The following is a 23,832-nucleotide window of genomic DNA, read 5'->3' as shown; positions in this document are numbered from 1 at the left end:
TCAGATCACGACGAAGCCGTGGGTGCCGTCGCGCGCAAGTTGGTCGACCAGGCCATATTCCCAGTCGAGATAAGCCTGCATCGCCGCGGCGGGGTTGTCGGTGCCCTCATAGGGGCGTTTGTAGCGGCCCTCGGGGCCACGGGGCGGCAAGGCGGTCGCCCCCGTTTCGAGCTGACCGTCGAAACCGCCGTCGAGCACGAACACGTCCCAACCCAGCTGCGCGAGCCACGATGCGGTCATGTCGGCGCGCGGACCGATATCGTCGGCGAGCACGATGCGGGCGCCGCGGACGGGCGAGAAATGATCGGTTTCCTGCACGAGCTGGCCCCCGGGTGCCTCCACGAAGCCGGCGGGGTGGCCGGCGGCGTGCTCCTCCGGCGTGCGCACGTCGAAGCGGTAGAGCGTGCGTTCGGTTTCGGCCGCCAGGGACGCGAGCGATGTCGCGTCGATATGGCGCACGCCCGCGCGGTACGCGACGTCGCGTGCCTTGCCGCGCGCCTCTTCGCCTTGCTCGGGCGCGACGTCTACGATGCGGCGCGCCTGCCCCCTGTCGAGCGTCTGGCCGGCGAGCGTCCAACCGATCGTCCCGTTGCGCAAGGCGACGACGCGGTTGGGCAGGCCTGCGTTGATCAGCGACTGGGCGCCGATGATGCTGCGGGTCCGGCCGGCGCAGTTGACGACGATCAGCGTGTCGGGATCGGGCGCCGCGCTGCGTGCCCGCAGCACCAGTTCGCCGCCCGGCACGCTGGTGCCGGTGGGGATACTCATGGTCGCATATTCCTCGAAACGACGCGCATCGAGGATGGCGATGTCCGCTTTCTCGTCGATCAGCGCCTGCAGGTCCGGCGCGGAAAGCGAGGGGGTATGGCGTCGCGCTTCGACAAGCTCGCCGAATGCCTTGCTGTAGGAATTGACGTCCTCGAACAGCTCGTAGCCCGCCGCCCGCCAGGACGCGAGGCCGCCGTCCAGCGCGGACACATTGGAATAGCCGAGCCCCCTCACCTGCTCGATCGCGGCATCGACCAGGCCTTCGCCATCGTCATAGACGACGATCGGCGTGGCAAGCCGCGGTACCCGGCGGGCGATTTCGATCGCGATCCGATGCGGCGGCAGTTGCGCGGCGAACAGCGGATGCCCCCCAGCGAATGCATGTTCGTCGCGCAGGTCGAACAGCGCGATCTCGTCGCGGACAAGCCACGCATGTCGAATATCCTGGGGCGTCATGCGGATACCAGGGCGGGTTCGGCATAACCGGAGATGAAGGGCTTTGCCGTTCCGGCTTCGTCATAGGTCGCACGCTCGACGCGACCGATATCGGCCCCATAGACGTGGATGCTGATCGATACGCGATCGCCATGGGCGTTGCTGACGCGGTGAATGTCGCCCGTCTCGGGCGACAGCGCCGCGACCGCACCGGCCTCAAGCCGGGTCGGAGCGCCGGACGGCACGAGCGCGCCATTGGTGGCCCGCGCATAACGCTGGTCGATCTCGGCACCGCGCAGCACGCCGACAAAGCCCCAGACGCGATGATCGTGGATCGGGGTTGACTGCCCCGGGCCCCATACGAAGCTCACCACGGAGAAGCGCTCTGCGGGATCGCGGTGGAGCAGGTACTGGCGGTATCGCACGGGATCGGGCGCGGCAAAGGCCGGATCGATCCAGTCGTCGCTCGCGACGAGCGCAGCGAGCGGTTCGGCGACACGCGCGGCGCCTTGTGCCCCCGCGAGGATCGTCTCGATCGCCGCCACCAGCCGCCCGACCGCCTCGGTATGGCGCGTGCTCATTCGGCTGCGACCAGCAACGGGCTGGACCGCTCGGCCACCGCCTCGCGCAGCCGCGGCAACAGATGACGGCCATAATCGATCGCATCCTCGAGCGGATCGAAGCCGCGGAACAGGAATGTCCGGACGCCCAGATCGTAATAATCGAGCAGCGCGTCGACCACCTGATCGGGCGTGCCGACCAGCGATGTGGTGTTGCCGGGTGCGCCGGTCAGCTTGGCGATCTCGGTCCATAGCCGTTTGTCCCGCACCTTCCCGCCCGACGCGGTTTCGAGCAGGCGGCGCGCGCCTTCTGATTGCGTCGAGAAGCGCGTGAAGATCGAGGCGCCCGCATCCTTGATCGCCTGCGCTTCGGATAGGATACGTTCGGCGCGGTCCCATGCCTCGGCTTCGGTACGGCCCAGGACCGGGCGGAAGGAGACGCTGAAGCGCGGCGCGGGGCGGCCATGCTCGGCGGCGCTGGCACGAACTCGGCTGATGATTTCTGCCGTCTGCTCCAGCGTTTCGCCGAAGAAGGCATAGGTCTCGGCATGGCGTCCCGACACGCGCACCGCCGCGTCGGAGGCACCGCCGAAGAAGATCGGCACATGCGGCTGCTGCACCGGCTTGATCGCGGCGAAGCTGTCGCGAACCTTGTAATAGGGCCCGTCATGGTCGAACGGCGCGGCCGAGGTCCAGGTCTTCTTGACCACGTCCAGATAGTCGTCGGTGCGCGCATAGCGCTCGTCCTTGGTCAGGAAGTCGCCGTCGCGCTGCTGCTCGGCGTCCGAACCGCCCGAGATGATGTGCACCGCGAGCCGGCCACCGCTGAAATGGTCGAGCGTGGCGATCTGCCGTGCGGCGACCGTCGGCTGAATCACGCCGGGGCGATGCGCGAGCAGAATCTTCAGGCGCGTGGTGTGCTGCGCGACATAGGCCGCCACCTGGAAACCGTCCGGTGCGGCGCTGTGATAGCCGATCAGGATGCGGTCGAAGCCGGCCTGTTCGTGCGCGAGGGCGAAGGCAGCGGTGTAGCTCAGGTCGATCGGCGCGCCCTTCGGGACGTGCGTCTCCGACGCATAGCTGGTCGAGATCATGCCGAGGATTTCAAGCTCGTCGGGGTGCTGGCTCATCGAAAAACTCCCTTTTTTAAGACCTGATTATTCGGCGGCTTCGGCCCATTGGTGGGGCGCCGCGGGCTCCGGCGTGACGACACCAAGGCAGGCGAGCAGGCGGCGGCGCAGGTCCGCGTCGGGGCTGCGGGGCCGTGCGGCGGCGATCCGCTCCTCGGCGACGATCCGGCCGCCCTCGAGCACCAGCACGCGATCGGCGAGCGCGATTGCTTCGTCGATGTCATGCGTGATCAGCAGCACCGCGGGTCGGTGCCGGCGCCACAGGCCGAGCACCAATTCGTGCATCTGGATGCGGGTGAGCGCGTCGAGCGCGGCGAACGGCTCGTCGAGCAGCAACACGCTCGGCTCGCGCACGAGCGCGCGGGCAAGCGCGGCACGCTGCGCCTCGCCGCCGGAGAGTGTCAGCGGCCAGGCATCGGCGCGGTGATCGAGGGCGACTTCGGCCAGTGCCACCTCCGCGCGTTTGCGGGCGTCGCGGCCGCCGAGGCCCAGCATCACATTCTCCCACACCGGCTTCCACGGCATCAGCCGCGCGTCCTGGAATACGACCGCGCGGGACTCGGGCACGCGAACCTCGCCGCCGCTCGGGCCGTCGAGCCCGGCGAGCGTGCGCAGCAAGGTCGTCTTGCCCGAGCCGCTGCGGCCGAGCAGCGCGACGAACTCGCCATCGGCGATCTCCAGGTCGAGCCCGTTGATCACGGTGTTAGCGCCGAAGCGTCGCGTGAAGCCGCGCAGCGAGACAAGCGGTTGCGGCCGCGCCGGGAAAGGAATGGGTGCGTTCATGATCAGGCCTCCAGGATCGTCGGACGCCAGGCCAGCGAGCGGCGCTCGATCAGCCGCACTGCTGCGTCAGCGCCGAGCCCAAGCGCGGCGTAGACCATCAGGCAAACGACGATGATGTCGGTCCGCATGAAATCCCGGGCATTGTTGATGAGATAACCCAGGCCGGAGGACGCGTTGATCTGTTCGGCGACAACCAGGATCAGCACCGAGATCGACAGGGCGTAGCGGAGGCCGACCAGCAATGCGGGCAGCGCACCCGGGAGAACGACGTGGCGGATGATCGCCATGCGCGAAAGGCCGAACGCGCGCGCCGCCTCGATCAGCCGTGCGTCCACACCGCGAATGCCGTTATAGAGATTGAGATAGACCGGAAACGTCGTCGCAACCGCGATCAGGACGATCTTGGGCGTTTCGCCGATTCCGAACCAGACGATGAACAACGGCGTGAGCGCCAGCGTCGGCAGGGTGCGCAGCATCTGCACCGGCGAATCAATCGCGACTTCTCCGGGCTTCGACAGGCCGGCGACGATGGCGAGGCTGCCGCCCACCAACACGCCGATCGCTAGGCCGAGGCCAGCGCGCCCGAGCGACACGAGCACATTATGGCCGAGTTCGCCCGACGCGATCATGCCCCACATCGTCGCCAATACCGCGGAAGGCGCGGCCAGCGTCCGCGGTGGGATCAGCCCGGTGCGGGAGCACGCTTCCCACAACAGCAGCAGCGCCAGCGGCGATACCCATCGCGCGCTGCCGAGTCTGGCGAGCAGCGTCTCCCGCCCCTCCAACACCCCGGTAATTGCCATCTCGCCTCCTGCGCCGGCGGGATGCCAGCGGGTATGACGCTAAGGACAGTTTAATTCCTACCAATTCAATATAGTTTTGCTAACATGGCTGATTGGCCCTGGTTATAGGTCGCTCATGGCTCTCAATCTCCCGATCGACGTGTTGCGCAGTTTCATCGCCGTAGTAGATGGCGGCTCGATGCTGCGCGCCTCCGAACGCGTGTTTCTCAGCCAGCCGGCGATCAGCCTCCAGATCAAGCGCCTCGAGGAATTGCTGCAGGTCCCGCTGTTCCTGCGCGAAGGACGCCGGCTGGTACTCACCTCGCAGGGCGAAGGCGTATTGGTCCACGCACGCGAGATCGTGGCGCTCAACGACAGGATCGTGGCAACACTGACCGGCGATGCCTTGTCGGGGCCGGTGCGGATCGGTTTCATTCAGGATTTTGCCGAAACGCTCCTGCAGGGCGTCCTCGCGCAATTCGTCGCCCTGCATCCGGATGCGCGGCTCGAAGTGCGGGTCGGTGGCACGCCGCAATTGCTCGACCTGCTCGAAAGCGATCGGCTGGACGTGATCCTGGGAATGGGCGCGGCCGGCGACGCCGCCGCGATTCGCGAAGGACCGATGCGCTGGTTCGGCAACGCGGAACTGGCCGGACGCGACGCGATCCCGCTTGCGGTGCTCGAACGGCCATGCCGCTTCCGGGACGAGGCAATCGCCGCGCTCGAGGCCGCAGGCAGGCCGTATCAGCTGGTGGTCGAGACACCCAGCCTGTCGGTATTGCGCGCAACCGTGCTCAGCGGCGTGGGCATTACCTGCCGCACCGACCTGTTCGCAGGGCTGCCCGAAATTACCGGACTGAAATTACCGGTGCTGCCCTCGGTCTCCTACGTTCTGCGTCGCCGGGAGCGACTGGCGCCAGCGGTGCTGCAACTCCACGACCTGATCGCCAAACAGGTGAAAGACATGAACCTATCCGATGTCCGACACGGCTCGTCCTGAGGCTTTGATCGTTACCGCTCGAAGGTGAAGGCTCCGGTCTCTCGACGCGTGGCAATGCCGATGAGATCCGCGACGAGGGAAAACGGCGCCAGATCGACGTCGCTTGTCCCCGCTGCGATCAAATCGGCAAACCGTGCATAGAGCCGCGGATATTCCGCATTTGCCCCGACAGCGATCGTTTTGCCCGCGATCGACAGCGCCGCTCCGCCGAGGGCGAGCTTCAGCACACCGTCCGCCGTATCGATCTCGATATCCCAGCGTTGCTCCCCCTCGTGCAGGAAATCGAACTCAGCGGAAACGGGCACCGCTCCGGCCTGCAACATTAGTGACGCGGCGATCGGCTGGGCGCGCCCGCGCGGCACCGACAGCTCAGCCGCCAACGCCTTGAGCGGCAGCGGAAGGATATCCGTAAGGATCGACAGCGCGTTGATGCCCGGATCGAACACGCCGAAGCCGCCTGCGTCGAGAATCCACTCCTGCCCAGGATGCCAGACGCGGATATCCTCCTTCCAGCATACGCGTACCGACCCGATCGGCCGATGCGCCAGCCAGGCACGTGCGTCATCGATTCCGGCCGCTTCCTGCGAATGCCAGGCCGTGAACAGAGTCACACCGGCGTCCGCAGCCATCGCCGCCAGTGCCTCGACCTCGCTCACGGTGACGCCGGGTGGCTTTTCGAGCAGCACGTGCAGCCCGGCCGCGACCGCTTCCCGGGCTGCCGCGACGCGCGCACCCGGCGGCGTGCAGATCGCGACGGCCGCCACGGCCTGCGCCGCGATCAGCGCCGGGAGATCGGGATAACAGGGTAGATCGCCCGGGACGGGATGCGGATCGACCGCCCCCGCCAGCCGGAACCGGTCGTCGCCTCGGATCGCCGGGACGTGCTGGTCCCGGGCAATCTTGCCATATCCGATCAGGCCGATCGGGATCACGCTCGATGTCACCGCAGCGCCACGACCGTCACCGATTTCGCCGGCAAGGTCAGCACGGCCTTGCCGCCGGTCACCGCCACCGGTGCCATGGCGCGCGGGGCGACCGTCAGCGGATCGCCGATGCTGTTGTGCGCGTCCATCCGATCGGCGGTGAGCACGCTGCCGGACAGGGTGGAGCCTGTCGCGCCATCGACATTCAGCGTAACGGTCAGCGGGTTGAGCGGATCGAGATTGGCCAGCGCGACATGCACCGCGCCATCGGTACCACGCACGGCCGAGGCATTGAGCGCCGGCATCGTCGCTGCGTCCTTGTTGTACCACGGGCCGGTAAGATCGATCGGCAACTGGGTTGCGTCCTGCCACGGCATGTACATGCCGAACACCTGATAGGTCGGCGTCACCACCATCTTGTCGCCATCGGTCAGGATCATCGCCTGGAGCACGTTGATCATCTGCGCGATATTGGCCATTTTCACCCGGCCTGCGTGGCGCGTGAAGATGTTGATGTTGACCGCCGCGACGAGCGCATCGCGCAATGAGTTTTGTTGCTGCAGGAATCCGGGGTTCGAGCCCGGCGTCGAATCGTACCAGGTTCCCCATTCGTCGACAGCCAGCCACACGCGCCGCGCGGGATCATATTTGTCCATGATTGCGCTGTGCTTGGTGATGTACTCGTCCATCAGCAGCGTCTTGGACAATGTCCGCGCCCAGCTCGCTTCGTCGAACCCGATGGCGGAGCCCTTTTTCTGCCAATTGTCCGGCACGGTGTAATAATGCACGCCAAGCCCGTCGATCTGCTTGCCGGCGTCGCGCATCATCACTTCGGTCCAGTTGTAGTTTTCGTCGCTGGCGCCGCTGGCGATCTTCAGGATCCGGGTGCCCGCGGGCGATTTGACGAAGGTCGCATAACGGCGCGTCTCATCGGCGGCATATTCCGGCCGCATGTTGCCGCCACAGCCCCACAATTCGTTGCCGAGCCCGAAATAGGGCAGTTTCCATGGCTCCTTGCGGCCATTGGCCCGCCGCTCATTGGCCAGGGTCGAACTGGTCGGCGAGGTCATGTACTCGACCCAGTCGGCCATTTCCTGCTCGCTGCCGCTGCCGACATTGCCGGAGACATAGGCCTCTGCCCCCACGGCCTCGGTGAAATTCATGAACTCATGCGTGCCGACCGTGTTGGGCTCGGTCACGCCGCCCCAATGGGTATTCACCTTGACCGGACGCTTGTTCCCCACGCCTTCCCGCCAATGATATTCGTCGGCGAAGCAACCGCCCGGCCAGCGGATCAACGGCACCTTGATGGCGCGCAGCGCAGCGATCACGTCGTTGCGGAATCCGTCGGTGTTGGGGATGCGCGAGTTCTTGCCCACCCATAGTCCGCCATAGATGCCGGTGCCGAGATGCTCGGCAAACTGGCCGAAGATCTGGCGATTGACCTTGGGTCCCGGCTTGTCGGCATGGACGGTGACGCTGGCCTCTCGGGTCTGTGCCGGCGCCGCGCTAGCCGCCAGCGCGGCTGCCCCAAGGAGCGCGATCCGCGCAAAGGATTTGATGTGAGTCAGTGTCGCCACGATAATACCCCTCCAGGATCCGCTCAAAGGCGGCTGGCGCTATCCTATTGTCTGAGTATATGATTGCACAAGCAAATAACGGAGAATGGGATGCGGACGTCACTGGTGCAGTTCATCGACAGTGAAAATGCGCGCGGCGTGGCCGTGCTGCGTGGCGAGGAAACACCGCAGCGCCTCGCAGGCATCGAGACCGTGCGCGCGCTCGCCGAAGCAGCCCTGGCCGCGAACGTCTCGCTGATCGAGCAGATCGGGAAAACTGGCGACGCCGGGGCGGTCGATCTCGCTACCGTCACGCTGTTGCCGCCGATCGATCACGCCGATCCGGCGCATCTGCTGATGACAGGCACTGGCCTGACCCATCTCGGCTCGGCCGAAGGGCGCGACCAGATGCACCGTTCAATGACCGAAGCCGCGCAACAGACCGATTCGATGCGCATGTTCCTGATGGGTGTCGAAGGCGGCAAGCCCGGTGCCGGCGAAACCGGCGCGCAGCCAGAATGGTTCTACAAGGGTAACGGCACGATGCTGGCGGCGCCCGGTGCCCCGCTCCGCTCGCCCGCCTTCGCGCTCGATGCCGGGGAAGAGCCGGAGATCGCCGGCATCTATCTGATCGATGGCGCGGGCAACCCGGTGCGGCTCGGTTTCGCCATCGGCAATGAATTCTCCGATCACGTGACGGAGCGCGGCAATTATCTCTGGCTCGCCCACTCCAAGCTGCGCGCGGCGGCACTCGGACCGGAGTTGCTGCTCGGCGAGTTACCTGAGGATATCCGCGGCACCAGCCGGATCGTGCGGGATGGCGAGACCTTGTGGGAACGGCCGTTCATCACGGGGGAAGCGAACATGTCGCACACGATCGCCAATCTCGAGCAGCATCATTTCAAATATGCGCTGTTCCGCCAGCCAGGCGACGTGCATGTCCATTTCTTCGGTACCGCCACCCTGTCCTTTTCGGAAGGAATCCGCACCGAGCCGGGCGATGTCTTCGAGATCGAGGCCGCGCCGTTCCGCCTTCCCGCGCGGAACCCGATCGCCATCGATCCGGCACGTGATGTTTGCGTCCGAATGCTCTAGCGTGGATGCCGGCATTGATGCCCGGAGGGAAAGTGACGCAGGAAAGGCCACCTAGAGCGCTTCGCATACACGCATCGATCGCGCACGATCTGGGCGTCAAGATCGTCACCGGCGTCTATCAGCCGGGTGACGTGCTGCCCGGCGAGATCGCCTTTGCCGAAACGCTCAGCATCTCGCGCAGCGCCTATCGCGAGGCGGTGCGCATGCTGATGGCCAAGGGGCTAGTGGAAAGCCGGCCCAAGGCCGGAACCAGCGTCAGCCCGCGCAGCCGCTGGAATCTGCTCGATCCCGACGTGCTTGCCTGGATGTTCGAGGGCGCGCCGAGCGAGGCATTTATCCGCAGTCTGTTCGAACTGCGCATGATCGTCGAACCGGCCGCCGCAGCGCTCGCCGCGGAGCGCCGTTCGGGCCGAGAGCTGGCGCAGATGGGGCATGCGCTCGAGGAAATGGGCAAACACAGCCTCGCCACGCCCAAGGGTCGGGCGGCCGATCAGGCCTTTCATCACCTTATCCTGGCGGCAAGCCGCAACGAGCCGCTGACGAGCCTGTCGAGTACGATCTCCGCCGCAGTCGGATGGACGACAATTTTCAAGCAGCGTAACCGGAAGCTGCCCAGGGATCCGTTGCCCGACCACCAACTGCTTTACGACGCAATCGTGGATGCAAATCCCGTCGCGGCCCGCGCCGCGATGGGGGATCTGATCAGCCGGGCGCTGGCGGATACCGAATTGGCGATGGAACCTTAGAAGCCGACAGACGCGGGCATTAGTGGTTGTCCCGCGGTACCCCCATGGTCTGCGCGATCCGCTGATAGCGCTCTGCCCCTTCCAGGATCGCGCCTTCATTGAGCTGCCCGACGAGCGCGCGCTGGATTTCCTGCCAGGGGGTCTGCGAGGCCGGATAGGCATAGCCCCCCGCCTCCACCAGCACCCGCCGCCGCTCCGCCAGTTCGTCGTCCCCGATCAGCACGTTCGCCGTTCCGGCGCGCAGATCGATCCGCACCCTGTCGCCGGTACGGATCAGCGCGAGGCCGCCCATCGCCGCGGCTTCGGGCGAGGCGTTGAGGATCGAAGGCGATCCGGACGTACCCGATTGCCGGCCGTCGCCGATGCACGGCAGGGCATGCACGCCCTCGCGGATCAGGTATGAAGGCGGCCGCATGTTCACGACCTCGGCCGCGCCGGGGTAACCGATCGGCCCGGCCCCGCGCATGAACAACAGCGTTTCGGGCGTGATGCCGGTCGCCGGATCGTCGATCCGGGCATGATATTCCTCAGGCCCGTCGAACACCACCGCCGGCCCCTCGAATGCCTCGAGGTCGTCGGGATTCGACAGATAGCGCTCGCGGAATTCCGGGCTGATGACGCTGGTCTTCATGATGGCGGCGTCGAATAGATTGCCCTTCAGCACGATGAAGCCGGCATCCTTCAGCAGGGGCGTCGCGAAGGGACGGATCACATCCGAATCCTCGATCGTCGCTGTGCGGCAATTGTCGCCGATGCTGCGCCCGTTGGCGGTGATCGCGTCCTCGCGGATCAGCCCCTGCTTCATCAGTTCGGCGACCACCGCGGGGACGCCGCCGGCATGGTAGAAATCCTCGCCGAGATATTCGCCGGCCGGCTGGAGGTTGACCATCAGCGGCACATGATGGCCGTGGGTCTGCCAGTCGTCGAGCGGCAAGTCGACGCCGAGATGACGGGCGATCGCGGAAAGGTGGATCGGCGCATTGGTCGAACCGCCAATCGCCGAATTGACCACGATCGCGTTCAGGAAGGCATCCCGCGTCATGATGTCGGACGGCTTCAGGTCTTCCGCGACCATCTCGACGATGCGCTTGCCGCTCAGATAGGCGATTTCCTGGCGGTCACGATATGGCGCGGGGATTGCGGCCGAACCCGGCAACTGCATGCCCAGCGCCTCGGCCAGGCTGTTCATCGTCGTCGCCGTGCCCATCGTGTTGCAATAACCGGTCGACGGCGCGGAGGACGCGACGAGCCGGACGAAACCGGCATGGTCGATCGCCCCCGCAGCGAGCAGTTCGCGTGCCTTCCACACGATCGTGCCGGATCCGGTGCGCTCGCCCTTGTGCCAGCCATTGAGCATCGGGCCGACGGACAAGGCGATCGCCGGAATGTTTACCGTCGCGGCCGCCATCAGGCAGGCCGGCGTCGTCTTGTCGCAGCCGATCGTCAGCACCACGCCGTCGAGCGGATAGCCGTACAGCACCTCGACCAGCGCCAGATAGGCCAGATTGCGGTCGAGCCCGGCGGTTGGGCGCTTGCCGGTTTCCTGGATCGGGTGGACCGGGAATTCCAGCGCGATCCCGCCCGCTTCACGAATGCCTTCGCGCAGCCGCTCGGCCAGCACGAGGTGATGACGGTTGCAGGGCGACAGATCGGACCCGGTCTGCGCGATCCCGATGATCGGCTTGCCCGATTGCAGTTCCTCCTGCGAGAGGCCGAAATTCATGTACCGCTCGATGTAGAGCGCGGTCATGTCGATGTTCGCGGGATTATCGAACCAGGCGCGCGACCGCAGGCCGGCAGGGGTATCGGTCATTGGCAATAAGGTCCGTTCAACGTGCCACCGACAGTCGGTAGATCATCAGGTGGTGATAGGGTTTGCCGGGATCGACCCGCGCCGAGCCAAAGGCAGGCTGGTTGGGCGTGTCCGGGAATTTCTGGGGCTCGAGCGCGACGCCGTCTCCCATGCGATAGACATGACGATGCTTGCCGACGAGCGTGCCGTCAAGGAAGTTGCCGGTATAGAGCTGCACTCCGGGCTCGGTCGTCAGCACTTCCAGCACCCGCCCCGATACCGGGTCCTCCAGCCGCGCCGCCAGCTTGGGCACTGCCGTCAGGCCGGCATCGAGCGCGAAATTATGATCATAGCCGCGCCCCTTCACGATCTGATCGTCGCGGCCGTCGCGCGCACCAGCACCCAGCACGCGCGCTGCCCGGAAATCGAACACACTGCCCTGAACCGGGCGGAGTTCGCCTGTCGGGATCAGCGCTGCATCCACCGGCGTATAGGCGCGCGCCGGAATCGTCAGCTTGTGGCCAAGCGCGCCAAGCGGCGATCCCTCCCCGCCGAGATCGAAGATCGCATGGTTGGTCATGTTGACGATCGTCGGCTTGTCGGTAGCCGCCTTATATTCGATCGACAGCGCGCCGTCCTCGTCGAGTCCGTAGGTAACCGTCACTTCGAGCCTGCCGGGATAACCCTGGTCGCCGTCCGGGCTGGTATAACCGAAGGTGACACGCGCCACCGGCCCGTTCTCGACGGAGATGACCCGCCAAACGACCTTGTCGAATCCGCGGGCGCCGCCGTGTAGCGAATTGGGGGCGTTGTTCAGCGGGAGTTGATACTCCTTGCCGTCGAGCGAGAACCGGCCCTTCGCGATGCGGTTCGCGTAGCGACCAACCGTCACGCCGAAATAATTGGGCTTTTCGACATACCCCGCCAGATCGTCGTAACCGAGCAGTACATCGGCTGGCTTGCCGTTGCGATCGGGGCCGATCAGCGATTGCAGGGTGGCGCCGTAGCTGAGGATGTGTGCCGTCACGCCCTTCGCATTGGACAGGGTGATCGTCTCGACCTTCGCGCCCTTCACTTCACCCGCGGGGGCACGCGCGACGGACGCCGCATTGGCCGGCGTGGCGCTGACAAACAGGCCCGTAGCCATAAGACCGATCACCATCCTGTGCATGAATACTCCTCGGCACGGCTGCTCGCATGACAGCGTTGACCCGGGCTTTGCTCGCATATACTCATACAAAAAACAAGCGATGCGGTGAGGATAGAATATGGCCGGCCCAACACTCAACATGCCGGCCAACGCCGTCGGGACAAAGGCTCCGGGCTACCGCGCGACGTTGAGTCTGCTCGCCACATTGTTCTTCATGTGGGGCTTCATCACGGTCATCAACGGCACGCTCCTGCCCCATCTGCGCAGCGTGTTCGACCTGAACTACACCCAGACGACGCTGATCGAATCGGTATGGTTCATCGCTTATTTTTTCGCCTCCATACCCTCGGCGATGCTGATAGAACGGATCGGCTACAAGCGCTCGATCGTCCTTGGCTTGATCATCATGGCGGTCGGCGCGGTGATGATGGTGCCGGCCTCGATGATCCCATCCTATGGGGTCGTGCTCGCGGCCCTGTTCATCATCGCCTCCGGTATCACGCTGCTGCAGGTCGCCGCCAACCCCTATGTCGCGGTGATTGGCTCGCCCGAGACCGCCTCCTCGCGCCTGAACCTCGTCCAGGCCTTCAACTCGATGGGGACGACGCTCGCCCCGCTGTTCGGCGGCTATCTCATCCTCGGTCGGAGCACATCGGGTACCGCTGCGGCGGGCGCGGTGCTGACACCGGCCGAGCGGCTCGCCGACGCACAGTCGGTGCAACTCCCCTATCTGATCGTGGCGGCGGTCCTGGTCGCACTCGCAGTTGTCATCGCGCGTTTTCGCCTGCCGGACATGAATGCTTCCACCCGTGGCCGCGCCCGGGAGGAACGCCGTGGTCATTCACTGTGGCGGCATCGCAACCTCGTATTCGGCGTACCGGCGATCTTCATCTATCTGATCGCCGAGATCGGCGTCGGAAACCTCTTCATCAACTTCGTCTCGGCGCCGGAGATCGGCAACCTCACTCACGAGCAGGCCTCGCACTATCTCTTCCTGCTCTGGGGCGGGATGATGGTCGGCCGTTTCCTCGGCAGCTACCTGATGCAGCGGATCGCCGCAGAGACAGTTCTGGCGGCGTTCAGCGTCGGCGCGCTGATCGTGATGCTGATCGCCACCTTCACCACCGGCCCCGTCGCGATGTGGGCGCTGATCTCGGTCGGCCTGTTCCATTCGATCATGTTCCCGACGATCTTCACGCTCGGCATCCGAGGGCTCGGTCCGCTGACCGAAGAGGGATCCGGCCTGCTGATCATGGCGATCGCGGGAGGCGCGCTCGTCATCGTGCAGGGCTGGCTGGCCGACGCCTATGGGCTGCAAATGTCGTTCCTGCTGACGGCGGCGTGCGAGCTTTACGTGCTATTCTACGCCCTTTGGGGTGCGAAGCCGACGCTGCAGGCCACCACCGGCTATGACATGCCATGAAGGTCCATAACCACCGATCGTCGTCCCCCTCTCACCCCATTCGCCGGCGCAGCGCGCTGATGCTCGGGCTGGCTTGCCTGGCAGCGGCTTCCGTCACAACGGCGCCGGCTTCGGCGCAGGACGCTGGCATGACGCCTATCAGCGCGCCAGCCGAGCCCGCTGCGATCCCGCTGCGAACCGGCGGCGTGGCTGGTTCCTCCGCACCGGAGGCATGGTTCCGCCAATATGGTGTCCCGTTCACGCGCAACGTGAGCACGGCGACACTCACCCCTTTCCTGCCGGACCCCGCCAAGGCGACCGGCGCGGCAGTGATCGTGTCGCCCGGCGGCGGTTTTCTGATGCTTTCGATGGAGGCCGAGGGTTGGGCCGTCGCTCGTGCCCTGGCGGCGCGCGGCATTGCCGCCTTCGTCCTCAAATACCGGGTGAAGCCGACGCCAGCGGGCATGACGGATTTCGAACAGGCAGTGAGCGCGATGTTCGCCGGCGCGGGTCGTTCGGATTCGCGAATGCGGCCGGATGACGCAGTCGCCGGTCTCGCCAATCCGATCGCCGACGCACGCGCGGCGTTCGCCCTCATCCGTTCGCGCGCAACCGAATGGAAAGTCGATCCCGCCCGTGTCGGCATGATCGGTTTTTCAGCCGGGGCGATGACGACGATGGTGACGACACTCGCCGCGCCCGATGCCCGGCCGGCCTTCATCGCACCGATTTACGGCTCGATGGAAGCCGTCAAGGTGCCGGCGAACGCGCCACCGATGTTCGCCGTTCTTGCAGCGGACGATCCCCTGTTCTCGCATAAGGGCTTCGGCCTGATCGATGCGTGGCAGACGGCGGGACGGCCCGTCGAATTCCATCTCTACGAAAAGGGCGGCCACGGCTTTGGCCTGGGGAAGAAGGGGACCACCAGCCCCGGCTGGTTCGGCGCCTTTGTCAGCTGGCTCGATGCAAACGGCTTTCTCAAGCCGGCGCAGTGAGAGAGTTGATCGGGCGGCGAGCCTAGCGCTGCAGGGCCTGGGCCGGACCTGAGTCCCCCTGCGCAGTCACTGCATCCCGAGAAACGCCCGGATCTCGCCATCGTTCAACGTGCCGTCCGCGTTTGCATCCGCCGCTTTGAAACGGCCGGGCACGGCGGCCAGAAACGCTTCCTTGGTGACGAAACCTTCGGTATCCACCTTCGCTGTGGCAAAGGAAGGCTGCATGAAATCGGGGATGGTCGAGGTCTTGACCTTGCCCGCTCCGGACTGATCGACGAACGTCCAGCCTTGCGCCGAGAAGCTGGTGGCTTCGGCGAGATCGACCTTACCGTCGGTATTGGTGTCCGCCATCGCCATCGGATCGAAATCCTGGGCCTGTGCGAGCGGGGTCGCGCCCGCCAGGATCAGCGTTGCGACAATAGAAAAAGCGCGTTTCATGATAGTCCCCTCCGTCAGATTATGCGTCGCCGCGGCAGCGGAAGTGAAATTTTGCCCGCCCGGCAGACCTGTTCCCGGCACAGGCGAGGCCCGGCCTCAACTCAACAGGATACGGCGCACGGCCCCTTCCGGATCGTCCTCCATCCGGCAGCGGTTATCGAACACCATCGTCTGGCAGCGCACCGGATCCGTCGCCTGCCAGGCGAGCCCCGGCTGGCTCGGATTGCCGGTCCGCGCGAAATTCGCCCAGGCCCGGGCCATCTTGGTCGCCAGCGTGCGCGCCTCTGCCGTGTCTCCGGTGCCCTGCTCACATCGCTTCGTATTGTCGAAACAAAAGGCGAGCTCTGCCGTGTGCCAGGCGCCCGCCACCCCATCGAGTTGCGGCGACTGCCACTGGAAGTGATATTGATAGACCGGGGCGGCACGCTGATCATATTTAAGCTTCGCCATGCGCTGGACGTTGTTGCGCCCCGTGATGCCCTGTACGCCGTAGGAAAGCGTGCGGATTGCCTTTTCGGGATGGGCCTTTTTCATCGCATCGATCAGGGCATTCGCCTTCGGCGCGCCGATCTGCTCCGAAAGCTGCTGCCGCCACTGGGCCTCGGTGGGGTTCGAGCTGTAGCGCATGCCCTCCTCGCTGACCGCGCCGATCAGCATCGGCACATTCTTCGAAATCTCGGGTGCTGCGTCGAAGAAGGACCGCAAATTGATGATGCGGCCGTCCATCGTCGGCCCCCAGCCGACGCGAGGAACCGGCGGCGGCGATGCGGCCGGCCCAGGAAGGCCCCTGGCCGGTCCGTTGATCCTTGCCGCGACCGCATTGCCCGCCTCGACCAGCTTCGCCCAGTCCATCTTCTGCAACGCGCCGATATCCTTCGGCGCGATTCCCAGTTCCTTGATGACCTGGCGAGAGAAGTCGCGCGACTGCTCGGCGCTCGGGATATTGCCGCCTCCTCCGGACTGCACGGCCGCACGATTGATCAGGCCAGCCGCCGCCGGCATGCCGAGCAAGGTCGTCACCTTGGATCCGCCGCCCGACTGGCCGTAAATCATCACCTTGTCCGGATCTCCGCCGAAATTGGCGATATTTTCCCGTACCCAGCGCAACGCAGCGACCAGATCGGTCATCCCGACATTGACGGAATCCTCGTAGGCGCCGCCGCCGACTCCCGCCAAATCGAAGAAGCCAAGGGCGTTCAGCCGATGATTGACCGAAACCTGCACCACGTCGTGGTTGCGCGCCATCTGCGCGCCCTCATGCGAGGGCAATTCGTATGACGATCCAAAGCTGAATCCGCCGCCGTGGAAATACACCATGACCGCCCGGCTGCCGCTCAATGCCGGCGTCCAGATATTCAGCTTGAGCATATCCTCGCCCATGAAGCCGTCATCCCAGTCCTGCAGGAACGTCTGCTCGATCGCGCGAAAATTATGGAGGCTCTGCGGACAATTGGCGCCGTAGATCAACGCCGGATAGTCGTCGGCCCAGGGCTTGGGCGCCTTGGCTGGAAGCCACCGGTTCTCGCCACCGGTATCCTGCCCATAGGGAATTCCCTTGAAGGTGAAGACATCGCCGGCAAGGTAACCCCGCACCCTGCCATATTGAGTCCTGGCGATCGCCGAGCGCGGCGTCGAGCAGCGGCCCGGCCCCGTATGCGCGGCTGTCTTCACGCTGTCCGACGCGCCCGCCCCGCCGGGTACGGCGAGGGCGAACCCGGCAGACGCCGATCCAACGAGCGCGGCTCGCCTGCTGATCAGAACGGAATTACGTCGTTGCTCCACCATCAATTCTCTCCCTGCATCCCTGTCTCCTCGACGGATCGAGGGCGGGCCAATTCTCTATGGTTCGACAGATATGGATCAGCGTTGATGACTGCCTTTGGCCCAACGCTGATCCTGTCGGACTTCGCGGCTTCAGTTCTGCTTCGCGAACAGCAATTTCGCGCTGAAGAACGGGATGACCTGTCTCTGGAAGCGCAAGGCCACGTTGTTGGTATGGTCCCCGGCGTAGATCTCGAAGCCGTTCGTGATTCCGTAGCTGTCGAGCACGTCGTGAAGCTTCTGCGCGTCGCCCTTGAGGCCATCCTTGTCCCCGACGTCGATCGAGATGCCACGATATTGGCGAAGGTTGGCGATATACTGGTCCACAAAGGCGAGCGGCGCATTGGCCGCCCATCTTGCGAGCACCTCCGGCTGCAGGACGCCGTCCTTTACCGGCAGATCGAGATAGAGCGGCGGGTTTTTCGGGTTCGGCGACCACGCCGCTGCGCTGGCGAGTTGCGCCCTCAATCCGAACGGTAGCTTCGCCGAATCTCCGGGGGTCTTGATCGCTGCGAGCGCCGCCATTGCTTCGGCCGGCAATTGCCCGCCCTGACGGGCCGACAGGCAGCACGGACTCATCATGTATAGGGCGCCAAAAACGTCCGGATATTTCATGCCGATGCGGCTGGTGCCGTAACCGCCCATCGAGTGACCGGCGAGGCCGCGGCTCGCCCGCTGTGCCAGCGTCCGGTAGTGCGCATCGATATAGGAGACGAGATCCCGAGCGATGAACTTCTCGAAGTCGCCCGTCGTCACCGAACTCGAATACATCGATCCATTGTGGATCGTCTTGCTGTCGGGGAAGACGAAGATCATCTCCTTCGCGCCGCTCGCGAAGCCGCCCTCGATGGTCTGCGGGACATGGATTTCCCGGGTCCACTGGTCGGCACCGATCGAATAGCCATGCAGCGCGTAGACGACCGGATAACGCCGGCGCGGGCTCTTTGCATAACCCGGCGGCAGGATCACGATCACATCGCGATCCGCTGACTCGCCTTCGAGATTGCCCTCGATCGCCGCCGAATGGACCTTGATCCGCTCGATAGTGACCGGAAGCGCGCCCGCCATGGGCGCCGGCGCGTTCGTCGTCACCTGGGCGAGTAACGGATCCGCGGCAGCGAGCGACAGCAGGCCGACGCCCAATGCCAACCAACGTCTCATTAGCGAACTCTCCCCCACCCACTGATGCAATGGCACGCTCGTCCACGGTCGAGCGTTATCCATTCGCGGGATTTGTCTGTGTATTTAGTTCGCGAGTCAATGCCGGATCAGATCGCTGACAGGCCACCATAGTCGATGGCCGGCGTCGAGCTTTGACGCGCCCGGCTCAGGCGAGGGATATTCCTTGGGAGCGGCGGATCATGCCCGTGCTCTCGCCAAATTTGCCCGCGCGACCGGTTCGCACGCCTCGCGAGGTAGCGCTACCACACGGATCATCTGCCACGCAGCAACTGCATCACAAACGCCCTGATGCGACCGTAATTTCCATCCTGGAGCGATCCCAGGATGCCGTGTTGCGCTTCGGGAAGATGGGCAAGCGGGTGGCCGTGAGGACGAAAGACATAATGATCGAAAATCGCTCGCCATGCCAGGCGCTCGGCCGGTGGGCGTTCCGCGATCGCGATCATCGCCAGCATCATGGCGGTATCAGGCGCGTCCGGCCCGATACGGAATCCATCCCACCAATAGTTGACCAGAACATTGAACGATTCAGTCGCTTCGACCTGATGCCACCAGAGCTTGGGGATATAGAGCGCGTCGCCGGGCAGAAGCCTCGCCATCAAGGCCTTTTCCGCAGCGGCGCCGAGTCGCGGAAAGCGCTTGTCGCGAGGCATGGCTCCGGCCGCCAGGCTGGTCGCGCGGCCTGACATGGTATGGTCGATCGGGCCGATATACAGGTCGGTCACCGCCTCTGGCGGGTACAGGATGAAGTCTCGTCGGCCTGCAACGACGCATGCGATGTTGTCGAAATTGTCGTTATGGCAAGCCACGTTAGACGCGTTTCCGATCCAGATCCTGGGGCTGACCCCGGGTGGAACGGCTGTCGTGCGATTATCCGCGGCAAATCCGGGCAGGAACAGATCCGTTTCCAGCGAACCGAGATAGACAGTCGGCGAGCCTGGTCCGGCTGCATTCGCCAATATGTGGTCCAGTGCTTCGAGAATGCCCATCTCGACACGCTCGAAATTGAAACCCTCAGGACTGTCATCATAGGCATAGCGGCCCCGGATTCCAGGATCGCCGACAAAAGCCTGTGCCTTCAGATCATTGGCAAAGCGGGCGAGATAGGTTCGGAGCGTTTCAGGCGACGCGCCTGCCGCTTCCACGACCGGCCAGTGCGTATATGCACCACGCAGGACGACGGGACGACAGGGTTCCATGACCTCGCGGCGGAACTGCCGCGCGTCGCCCAGAACGCCGACATCGACTTCAGCGACATAAGCCATGGACTCGCGCGCCGCCGCGGTCACGGTGTAGCCGTCAGCCGGTCGTTCCGGCGGCGCGCAAGCACACTGACCTGCTGGAGCGAACTTGCCATCGTCAGCGCCGCCTGCAGATATCCGCCACGGAAAAGCGCGACGATCTGGTCATCTTCCAGCTCATTCATATTGTCGCGGCTGACCGTATACAGCCCCTCGAGCGACAGGCGCTCCCCGTCGTCGAATTCAAGCGATATATCGACCGGCTCGATCAGATCGAGCTTGAGAAGCTCCTGGATGAAGCTCTCCGTCGCCTTAACCCCGGCGGCAAGCTGGCCGATCGTGCGCTGAACCTTGCGAAGTGCATTACTCGGAGTACCATCACCCTCGAACAAGGTGATTTCGGCCCCGGCGCCAAAACGCGGATGCGCCGGATCCACCGCGATATTTTCGTCAGCAGTGTAGAAACCCTGCCGTTGAAGATCGAGCGGCTGGAATGCCGCCGTCCCGCTTCCCATCAGTTCGACAAGAATCTCGCCCGGTCGAAAACCGAACAGCGCCGCCGCATAGAACGCCCCGGTGGCAGCATCCTTCGCCAGGAAAATCGGACAAACAGTTGATGCTGTGGGAAATTCACTGAGGACGATCATCACGAAATGCGGATGTGGCACGCCCGGATCGATGCGCATGCGCAGATCCTTGTGCATCGTGTTGTTTAGAACCTCGAGCTGTTGAACCGCCACTTCACTCTCCCTCAAGCGGGGGTCTGCCCTTACGCTCGCTCTCCGACAAGTCCCGCGTGGAGAACAGCCACGCCGACCCAGCCTACTGCGCATCCCCCACATAGCCGGCACCCGGATTTAACTACACAGACAAAATAAGCTTGATAGCGCTAACGTAGAGCGTTAACGTGCAACGTGACGGAAGCGACAGACTTTCGGATCAGGGAGGATGTTTGCGCACCCCGCGAAGGGGTTCAGGCGTGTCCCTAGATCCGTAAGCGCGGTCCAGCCGCCAAGGCGTTCATCGAGGTGATCCTCGCTGGCGCCGGAGAACAATCTAGAGGGGGTGCCAATATATGACTGAGTATTTGCTGATGCGGCGCCGGGTCAGCGCCAGGAATCTCCTGCTGACGGCAGCTTCCGGCGCGATCGCGCTTGCCACCATTTCCCCCGCCCTGGCGCAGGATACCGCACCCAGCGGGACAGTGCCGGGCGGTCCGAGCAAGGACGAAGAGGACATCATCGTCACCGGCATCCGGGGCTCGCTTCAGCGCAACCTGGATATCAAGCGGGACGCGCCCGGCGTGGTCGATGCGATCTCGGCCGAGGATATCGGCAAATTCCCCGATTCGAACGTTGCTGCCTCGCTCCAGCGCCTGCCGGGTGTCTCGATTCAGCGCGACGGACTCCGTGGGGAGCCCACCGGGGTCACCGTTCGCGGTTTCGGCGGGGACTTTAACGAAACCCTTTATGACGGCCGTCGAATCTCAACCGCCACCGGCCAGCGCAGCGTCGATTTTTCGACCGTCGGCGCCGACTTTGTCGGCCGGCTGAGCGTGTACAAGACGCCTGACGTGTCAGTCTCCGCGTCAGCGATCGGTGCCACCATCGACGTCTCTTTTCCCAAGCCGTTTGACCGGCCCGGCTTCCATATGGCGGCGACCGCCTCGGGATCCTATCAGCCGCGTTCGAGTAGTGTTGCCCCGACCGGCGGCCTGCTCGTCAGCAACACGTTCGCGAATGATACGTTGGGTGTTCTAGGCTCGGTTGTCTACCATCGGCAGGACACCGATACCAACCGCGTGTTTGTGTCCGGCTGGCCGGGCGGGCTCTACGCACCGTGCCAGTTGGCGGGCAGCACTGCGGCAACGTGCGCACCGACCGAGAACCGAACCTCGCAAGAGTGGCAGACGCCTACTAACCGGCGGGAAATCGTCGGCTTTTTCGAGCAGCAGGCGGGTGCCGAGCAAAGCCGGGTCCGCGACGAACGAGTCGATGCGCGAATTGCCATCCAGTGGCGCCCCACTGACGGCCTTTTGCTGACGCTCGACGATAATTTCAGCCGCCAGACCGTCGAGACGGCGACCTACGGCTATGCCGCCTGGTTCAATCAGACGGACCTGCGCAACGTGAAACTGGATTCGAACGGCACGACGGTGGATTTCAATCAGCCCGGTACGCCGATGGACATGAACGCCGGTGTCGCCCATTCCATCTTGCAAACCAATCAGGTTGGCGTGAACCTTCAATGGGAGGCAACAGAGAATCTCAGCTTCGACGCCGATGCGGCTTATGCAAAGAGTTGGCTGAACCCGAACGGTGAATCGAGCGACGGTGCGGACATCGGATATGGCGGCACGCTCGGCGCCAACACCGGGATCACAATCAACGGGCCGAGCGACAAATTCTTACCGGTTTTCCACGACATTGGCCCGTCCGGCAACGTCACGCGCTTCCTCGACACTTCGCTGATGGGGTCGCATGTCATGGTCCGCACCGCGAACAAAAATACTGACGTCGTCAAGCAGTTCCGTCTTGGCGGCACCTGGAAACAGGATGGCTTCGACATCAAGTTCGGCGGCCAATACATGGACGACGAATATAAACTTTCTTCCAGCAACACTTTCACCAACAACTTCTGGCAGGCCTATGCAGGTTATGGCACCCCGTCCGGTCGCACGACCGGCGTTCTCCTGCCGGCGAATGTCTACCAAGGAACCCTGAATACCAATGATTTCATCCCGGGCTATTCCGGCGCGCTGGCCCCGGGAATCCTGCTGTACGATCCATATGCGGTCTACGACTATGTTCAGGGCCTTGGTAATCCGCAGACAAAGAATATCCCAGGCTATAATTATCCCTGTTGTGGAACCGCCTACACTGGCTCACTCGACCTTGCTCTTGACCCCGCAAGTGTTCGGACCATTCGGGAAAAGCGCTGGGCGCTATATATTCGCGCGAATTTCGAGCTAGACATTGCGGGAATGCCTTTTCGCTTCAATGCAGGTATTCGCGACGAGAATACTAGCATAACATCTATCGCCATCGGTCGGAATCCGGTTAGCCTGACGACTAGCGCCGCCGACCCTACGTTGCTTTCGACGGTTTATGGGCCCTCGCAGTCGATCGTTGCCAAGAGCAGCTACAATTTCCTTCTGCCGAGCGTCGACATGAAGCTTGAGCTGACGCCCAAGCTTCATCTGCGGTTCGACGCCTCGCGCACGTTGACTCGGCCGGCTCTCGGCTCACTCACCCCGGTGTTGAATGTCGGCTCCGGTCAGCGCGTCGGCGCGTTGACCGCAACAGGCGGCAATCCCAATCTGAAGCCATATCTGTCGGAAAACTTCGATATCGCTGCTGAATGGTATTATCAGCGGAACTCTTACTTCGCGGTCGATTTCTTCCTGAAGCACGTGACAAATTTCATCGTCAACGGCGTTAATCGACAATCGATCAACGGGGTCATCGATCCGACGACGAACGCCTTGGCTCAGTTCTCGGTGTCGCAGTCAGTAAACGGTCCTGAAGCGACGGTTCGAGGCGTGGAAATAGCCCTCCAGCATGTGTTCGGCGATTCAGGTTTCGGCTTCAATGCCAACGCCACCTTCGTCGATACGAACAAGCCGTACGATCCATCGGGCCGAACGACGAGCGGCTTTGCCGTGACGGGTCTGGCAAACTCGGCGAATTTTGTCGGTTTCTACGACAAGAACGGCTTCCAGATTCGCGGGGCGCTCAACTGGCGCGACAAATATCTGCGTCAGTTTGGCCAAAATCAGAACACCGGCGCCTTCGGATCGGAGCCGACTTTCGTGAACGAGCAGCTGCAGATCGATGTCAGCACCAGCTACGACATCACCAAACAGATCACGATCTTCGGGGAAGCCACCAATTTGAATAACTCCACCTTCAGCACGCACGGTCGATACGATAATCAGTTGCTCGATGCGTTCTCCTACGGGCGGCGCTTCGTGGCTGGCGCGCGTTTCCACTTTTAGGGCCTGACCTGCAGGGGGCGCCTGCTATAACGG

At 63.9% G+C, this 23,832-nt stretch carries 20 protein-coding genes; 6 read left to right on the top strand and 14 right to left on the bottom strand.

Annotated elements, in window-relative coordinates:
* From U1769_RS15430 to U1769_RS15410, 5 genes are read right to left on the bottom strand one after another with little or no spacing between them, the layout of a single operon-like run.
* A complete protein-coding gene (locus tag U1769_RS15430; RefSeq protein WP_332717733.1) occupies positions 1-1,224 on the bottom strand; it encodes a rhodanese-like domain-containing protein in 1,224 nt (407 codons plus the stop codon).
* Positions 1,221-1,784 carry a cysteine dioxygenase family protein gene (locus tag U1769_RS15425; RefSeq protein ID WP_332717731.1) on the bottom strand — a complete coding sequence of 188 codons (564 nt, stop codon included), beginning with the start codon at positions 1,782-1,784 and terminating at the stop codon, positions 1,221-1,223. Before U1769_RS15425 ends, U1769_RS15430 begins: the two co-directional genes overlap by 4 nt.
* Entirely contained in the window at positions 1,781-2,893 is a 1,113-nt protein-coding gene (locus U1769_RS15420) for an LLM class flavin-dependent oxidoreductase (protein WP_332717729.1), read from the bottom strand. The genes U1769_RS15425 and U1769_RS15420 overlap by 4 nt, the downstream gene beginning before the upstream one ends.
* Positions 2,894-2,920: 27 nt before the next feature.
* Positions 2,921-3,676, bottom strand: coding sequence for an ABC transporter ATP-binding protein (locus U1769_RS15415; RefSeq protein ID WP_332717727.1), 756 nt, complete (start codon positions 3,674-3,676; stop codon positions 2,921-2,923).
* Positions 3,677-3,678: 2 nt separating this feature from the next.
* Positions 3,679-4,479 (bottom strand): ABC transporter permease, encoded by an 801-nt coding sequence (locus U1769_RS15410; protein ID WP_332717725.1) that lies wholly within the window; start codon positions 4,477-4,479, stop codon positions 3,679-3,681.
* A 115-nt stretch (positions 4,480-4,594) separates the two neighbouring features.
* Here U1769_RS15410 and U1769_RS15405 point away from each other — a divergent pair, with 115 nt between their 5' ends.
* Positions 4,595-5,458 carry a LysR substrate-binding domain-containing protein gene (locus U1769_RS15405; protein WP_332717723.1) on the top strand — a complete coding sequence of 288 codons (864 nt, stop codon included), beginning with the start codon at positions 4,595-4,597 and terminating at the stop codon, positions 5,456-5,458.
* A gap of 11 nt (positions 5,459-5,469) precedes the next feature.
* On the opposite strand, the gene U1769_RS15400 is transcribed toward U1769_RS15405, so the two are convergent.
* Together U1769_RS15400 and U1769_RS15395 are read right to left on the bottom strand one after the other, a co-directional pair.
* Positions 5,470-6,402 carry a Gfo/Idh/MocA family oxidoreductase gene (locus U1769_RS15400; protein WP_332717721.1) on the bottom strand — a complete coding sequence of 311 codons (933 nt, stop codon included), beginning with the start codon at positions 6,400-6,402 and terminating at the stop codon, positions 5,470-5,472.
* Positions 6,399-7,961 (bottom strand): alpha-N-arabinofuranosidase, encoded by a 1,563-nt coding sequence (locus U1769_RS15395; RefSeq protein WP_443030367.1) that lies wholly within the window; start codon positions 7,959-7,961, stop codon positions 6,399-6,401. The genes U1769_RS15400 and U1769_RS15395 overlap by 4 nt, the downstream gene beginning before the upstream one ends.
* 90 nt (positions 7,962-8,051) lie before the next feature.
* Between U1769_RS15395 and araD1 the strand changes: the two genes are divergently transcribed.
* Positions 8,052-9,035: an AraD1 family protein gene (gene araD1 / locus U1769_RS15390; RefSeq protein WP_332717719.1), complete on the top strand. Its 984-nt coding sequence runs from the start codon at positions 8,052-8,054 to the stop codon at positions 9,033-9,035.
* A 5-nt stretch (positions 9,036-9,040) separates the two neighbouring features.
* Complete coding sequence (locus U1769_RS15385) at positions 9,041-9,781, top strand: FadR/GntR family transcriptional regulator (RefSeq protein ID WP_443030366.1); 741 nt, start codon at positions 9,041-9,043, stop codon at positions 9,779-9,781.
* 19 nt (positions 9,782-9,800) lie between these two features.
* Here the strand turns inward: U1769_RS15385 and U1769_RS15380 are convergent, their stop codons facing one another.
* On the bottom strand, positions 9,801-11,594 hold the full coding sequence (locus U1769_RS15380; protein WP_332717715.1) for an IlvD/Edd family dehydratase: 1,794 nt from the start codon (positions 11,592-11,594) through the stop codon (positions 9,801-9,803).
* Between the two features lie 16 nt (positions 11,595-11,610).
* Positions 11,611-12,744, bottom strand: a complete 1,134-nt coding sequence (locus tag U1769_RS15375) for an aldose epimerase family protein (RefSeq protein WP_332717713.1) — start codon at positions 12,742-12,744, stop codon at positions 11,611-11,613.
* 97 nt (positions 12,745-12,841) lie between these two features.
* Between U1769_RS15375 and U1769_RS15370 the strand changes: the two genes are divergently transcribed.
* Complete coding sequence (locus tag U1769_RS15370) at positions 12,842-14,146, top strand: sugar MFS transporter (RefSeq protein WP_332717711.1); 1,305 nt, start codon at positions 12,842-12,844, stop codon at positions 14,144-14,146.
* A gap of 128 nt (positions 14,147-14,274) precedes the next feature.
* Positions 14,275-15,120, top strand: a complete 846-nt coding sequence (locus U1769_RS15365) for an alpha/beta hydrolase (protein WP_443030365.1) — start codon at positions 14,275-14,277, stop codon at positions 15,118-15,120.
* Positions 15,121-15,186: 66 nt separating this feature from the next.
* Here the strand turns inward: U1769_RS15365 and U1769_RS15360 are convergent, their stop codons facing one another.
* The 5 genes from U1769_RS15360 to U1769_RS15340 form a co-directional block, all read right to left on the bottom strand.
* Complete coding sequence (locus U1769_RS15360; RefSeq protein WP_332717707.1) at positions 15,187-15,558, bottom strand: CREC-EF hand family protein; 372 nt, start codon at positions 15,556-15,558, stop codon at positions 15,187-15,189.
* Positions 15,559-15,654: 96 nt separating this feature from the next.
* Positions 15,655-17,343 (bottom strand): carboxylesterase/lipase family protein, encoded by a 1,689-nt coding sequence (locus U1769_RS15355; RefSeq protein WP_332717705.1) that lies wholly within the window; start codon positions 17,341-17,343, stop codon positions 15,655-15,657.
* A 129-nt stretch (positions 17,344-17,472) separates the two neighbouring features.
* The gene (locus U1769_RS15350) at positions 17,473-18,540 is read right to left on the bottom strand and encodes an alpha/beta hydrolase (protein WP_332717703.1); all 1,068 of its coding nucleotides are present in this window, start codon (positions 18,538-18,540) and stop codon (positions 17,473-17,475) included.
* Positions 18,541-18,812: 272 nt separating this feature from the next.
* Positions 18,813-19,850, bottom strand: coding sequence for a cupin-like domain-containing protein (locus tag U1769_RS15345; RefSeq protein WP_332717701.1), 1,038 nt, complete (start codon positions 19,848-19,850; stop codon positions 18,813-18,815).
* The gene (locus U1769_RS15340) at positions 19,847-20,542 is read right to left on the bottom strand and encodes a SapC family protein (protein WP_332717699.1); all 696 of its coding nucleotides are present in this window, start codon (positions 20,540-20,542) and stop codon (positions 19,847-19,849) included. The genes U1769_RS15345 and U1769_RS15340 overlap by 4 nt, the downstream gene beginning before the upstream one ends.
* A gap of 335 nt (positions 20,543-20,877) precedes the next feature.
* On the opposite strand from U1769_RS15340, the gene U1769_RS15335 reads away from it, so the two are divergent.
* Positions 20,878-23,799, top strand: coding sequence for a TonB-dependent receptor (locus tag U1769_RS15335; RefSeq protein WP_332717697.1), 2,922 nt, complete (start codon positions 20,878-20,880; stop codon positions 23,797-23,799).
* The last annotated feature ends 33 nt before the right edge of the window (positions 23,800-23,832 follow it).

Source organism: Parasphingomonas zepuensis (assembly GCF_036663735.1).
Lineage (GTDB): Bacteria > Pseudomonadota > Alphaproteobacteria > Sphingomonadales > Sphingomonadaceae > Sphingomonas.
Note: the sequence above shows the minus strand (reverse complement) of the source record. Positions and strands in the feature narration are given on the sequence as shown.

Coding starts and splice junctions, on each gene's coding strand:
- U1769_RS15430 (WP_332717733.1), bottom strand. CDS start 1,224: ATGACGCCCCAGGATATTCGACATGCGTGGCTTGTCCGCGACGAGATC.
- U1769_RS15425 (WP_332717731.1), bottom strand. CDS start 1,784: ATGAGCACGCGCCATACCGAGGCGGTCGGGCGGCTGGTGGCGGCGATC.
- U1769_RS15420 (WP_332717729.1), bottom strand. CDS start 2,893: ATGAGCCAGCACCCCGACGAGCTTGAAATCCTCGGCATGATCTCGACC.
- U1769_RS15415 (WP_332717727.1), bottom strand. CDS start 3,676: ATGAACGCACCCATTCCTTTCCCGGCGCGGCCGCAACCGCTTGTCTCG.
- U1769_RS15410 (WP_332717725.1), bottom strand. CDS start 4,479: ATGGCAATTACCGGGGTGTTGGAGGGGCGGGAGACGCTGCTCGCCAGA.
- U1769_RS15405 (WP_332717723.1), top strand. CDS start 4,595: ATGGCTCTCAATCTCCCGATCGACGTGTTGCGCAGTTTCATCGCCGTA.
- araD1 (WP_332717719.1), top strand. CDS start 8,052: ATGCGGACGTCACTGGTGCAGTTCATCGACAGTGAAAATGCGCGCGGC.
- U1769_RS15385 (WP_443030366.1), top strand. CDS start 9,041: ATGCCGGCATTGATGCCCGGAGGGAAAGTGACGCAGGAAAGGCCACCT.
- U1769_RS15380 (WP_332717715.1), bottom strand. CDS start 11,594: ATGACCGATACCCCTGCCGGCCTGCGGTCGCGCGCCTGGTTCGATAAT.
- U1769_RS15375 (WP_332717713.1), bottom strand. CDS start 12,744: ATGCACAGGATGGTGATCGGTCTTATGGCTACGGGCCTGTTTGTCAGC.
- U1769_RS15370 (WP_332717711.1), top strand. CDS start 12,842: ATGGCCGGCCCAACACTCAACATGCCGGCCAACGCCGTCGGGACAAAG.
- U1769_RS15365 (WP_443030365.1), top strand. CDS start 14,275: ATGACGCCTATCAGCGCGCCAGCCGAGCCCGCTGCGATCCCGCTGCGA.
- U1769_RS15360 (WP_332717707.1), bottom strand. CDS start 15,558: ATGAAACGCGCTTTTTCTATTGTCGCAACGCTGATCCTGGCGGGCGCG.
- U1769_RS15355 (WP_332717705.1), bottom strand. CDS start 17,343: ATGGTGGAGCAACGACGTAATTCCGTTCTGATCAGCAGGCGAGCCGCG.
- U1769_RS15350 (WP_332717703.1), bottom strand. CDS start 18,540: ATGAGACGTTGGTTGGCATTGGGCGTCGGCCTGCTGTCGCTCGCTGCC.
- U1769_RS15335 (WP_332717697.1), top strand. CDS start 20,878: ATGACTGAGTATTTGCTGATGCGGCGCCGGGTCAGCGCCAGGAATCTC.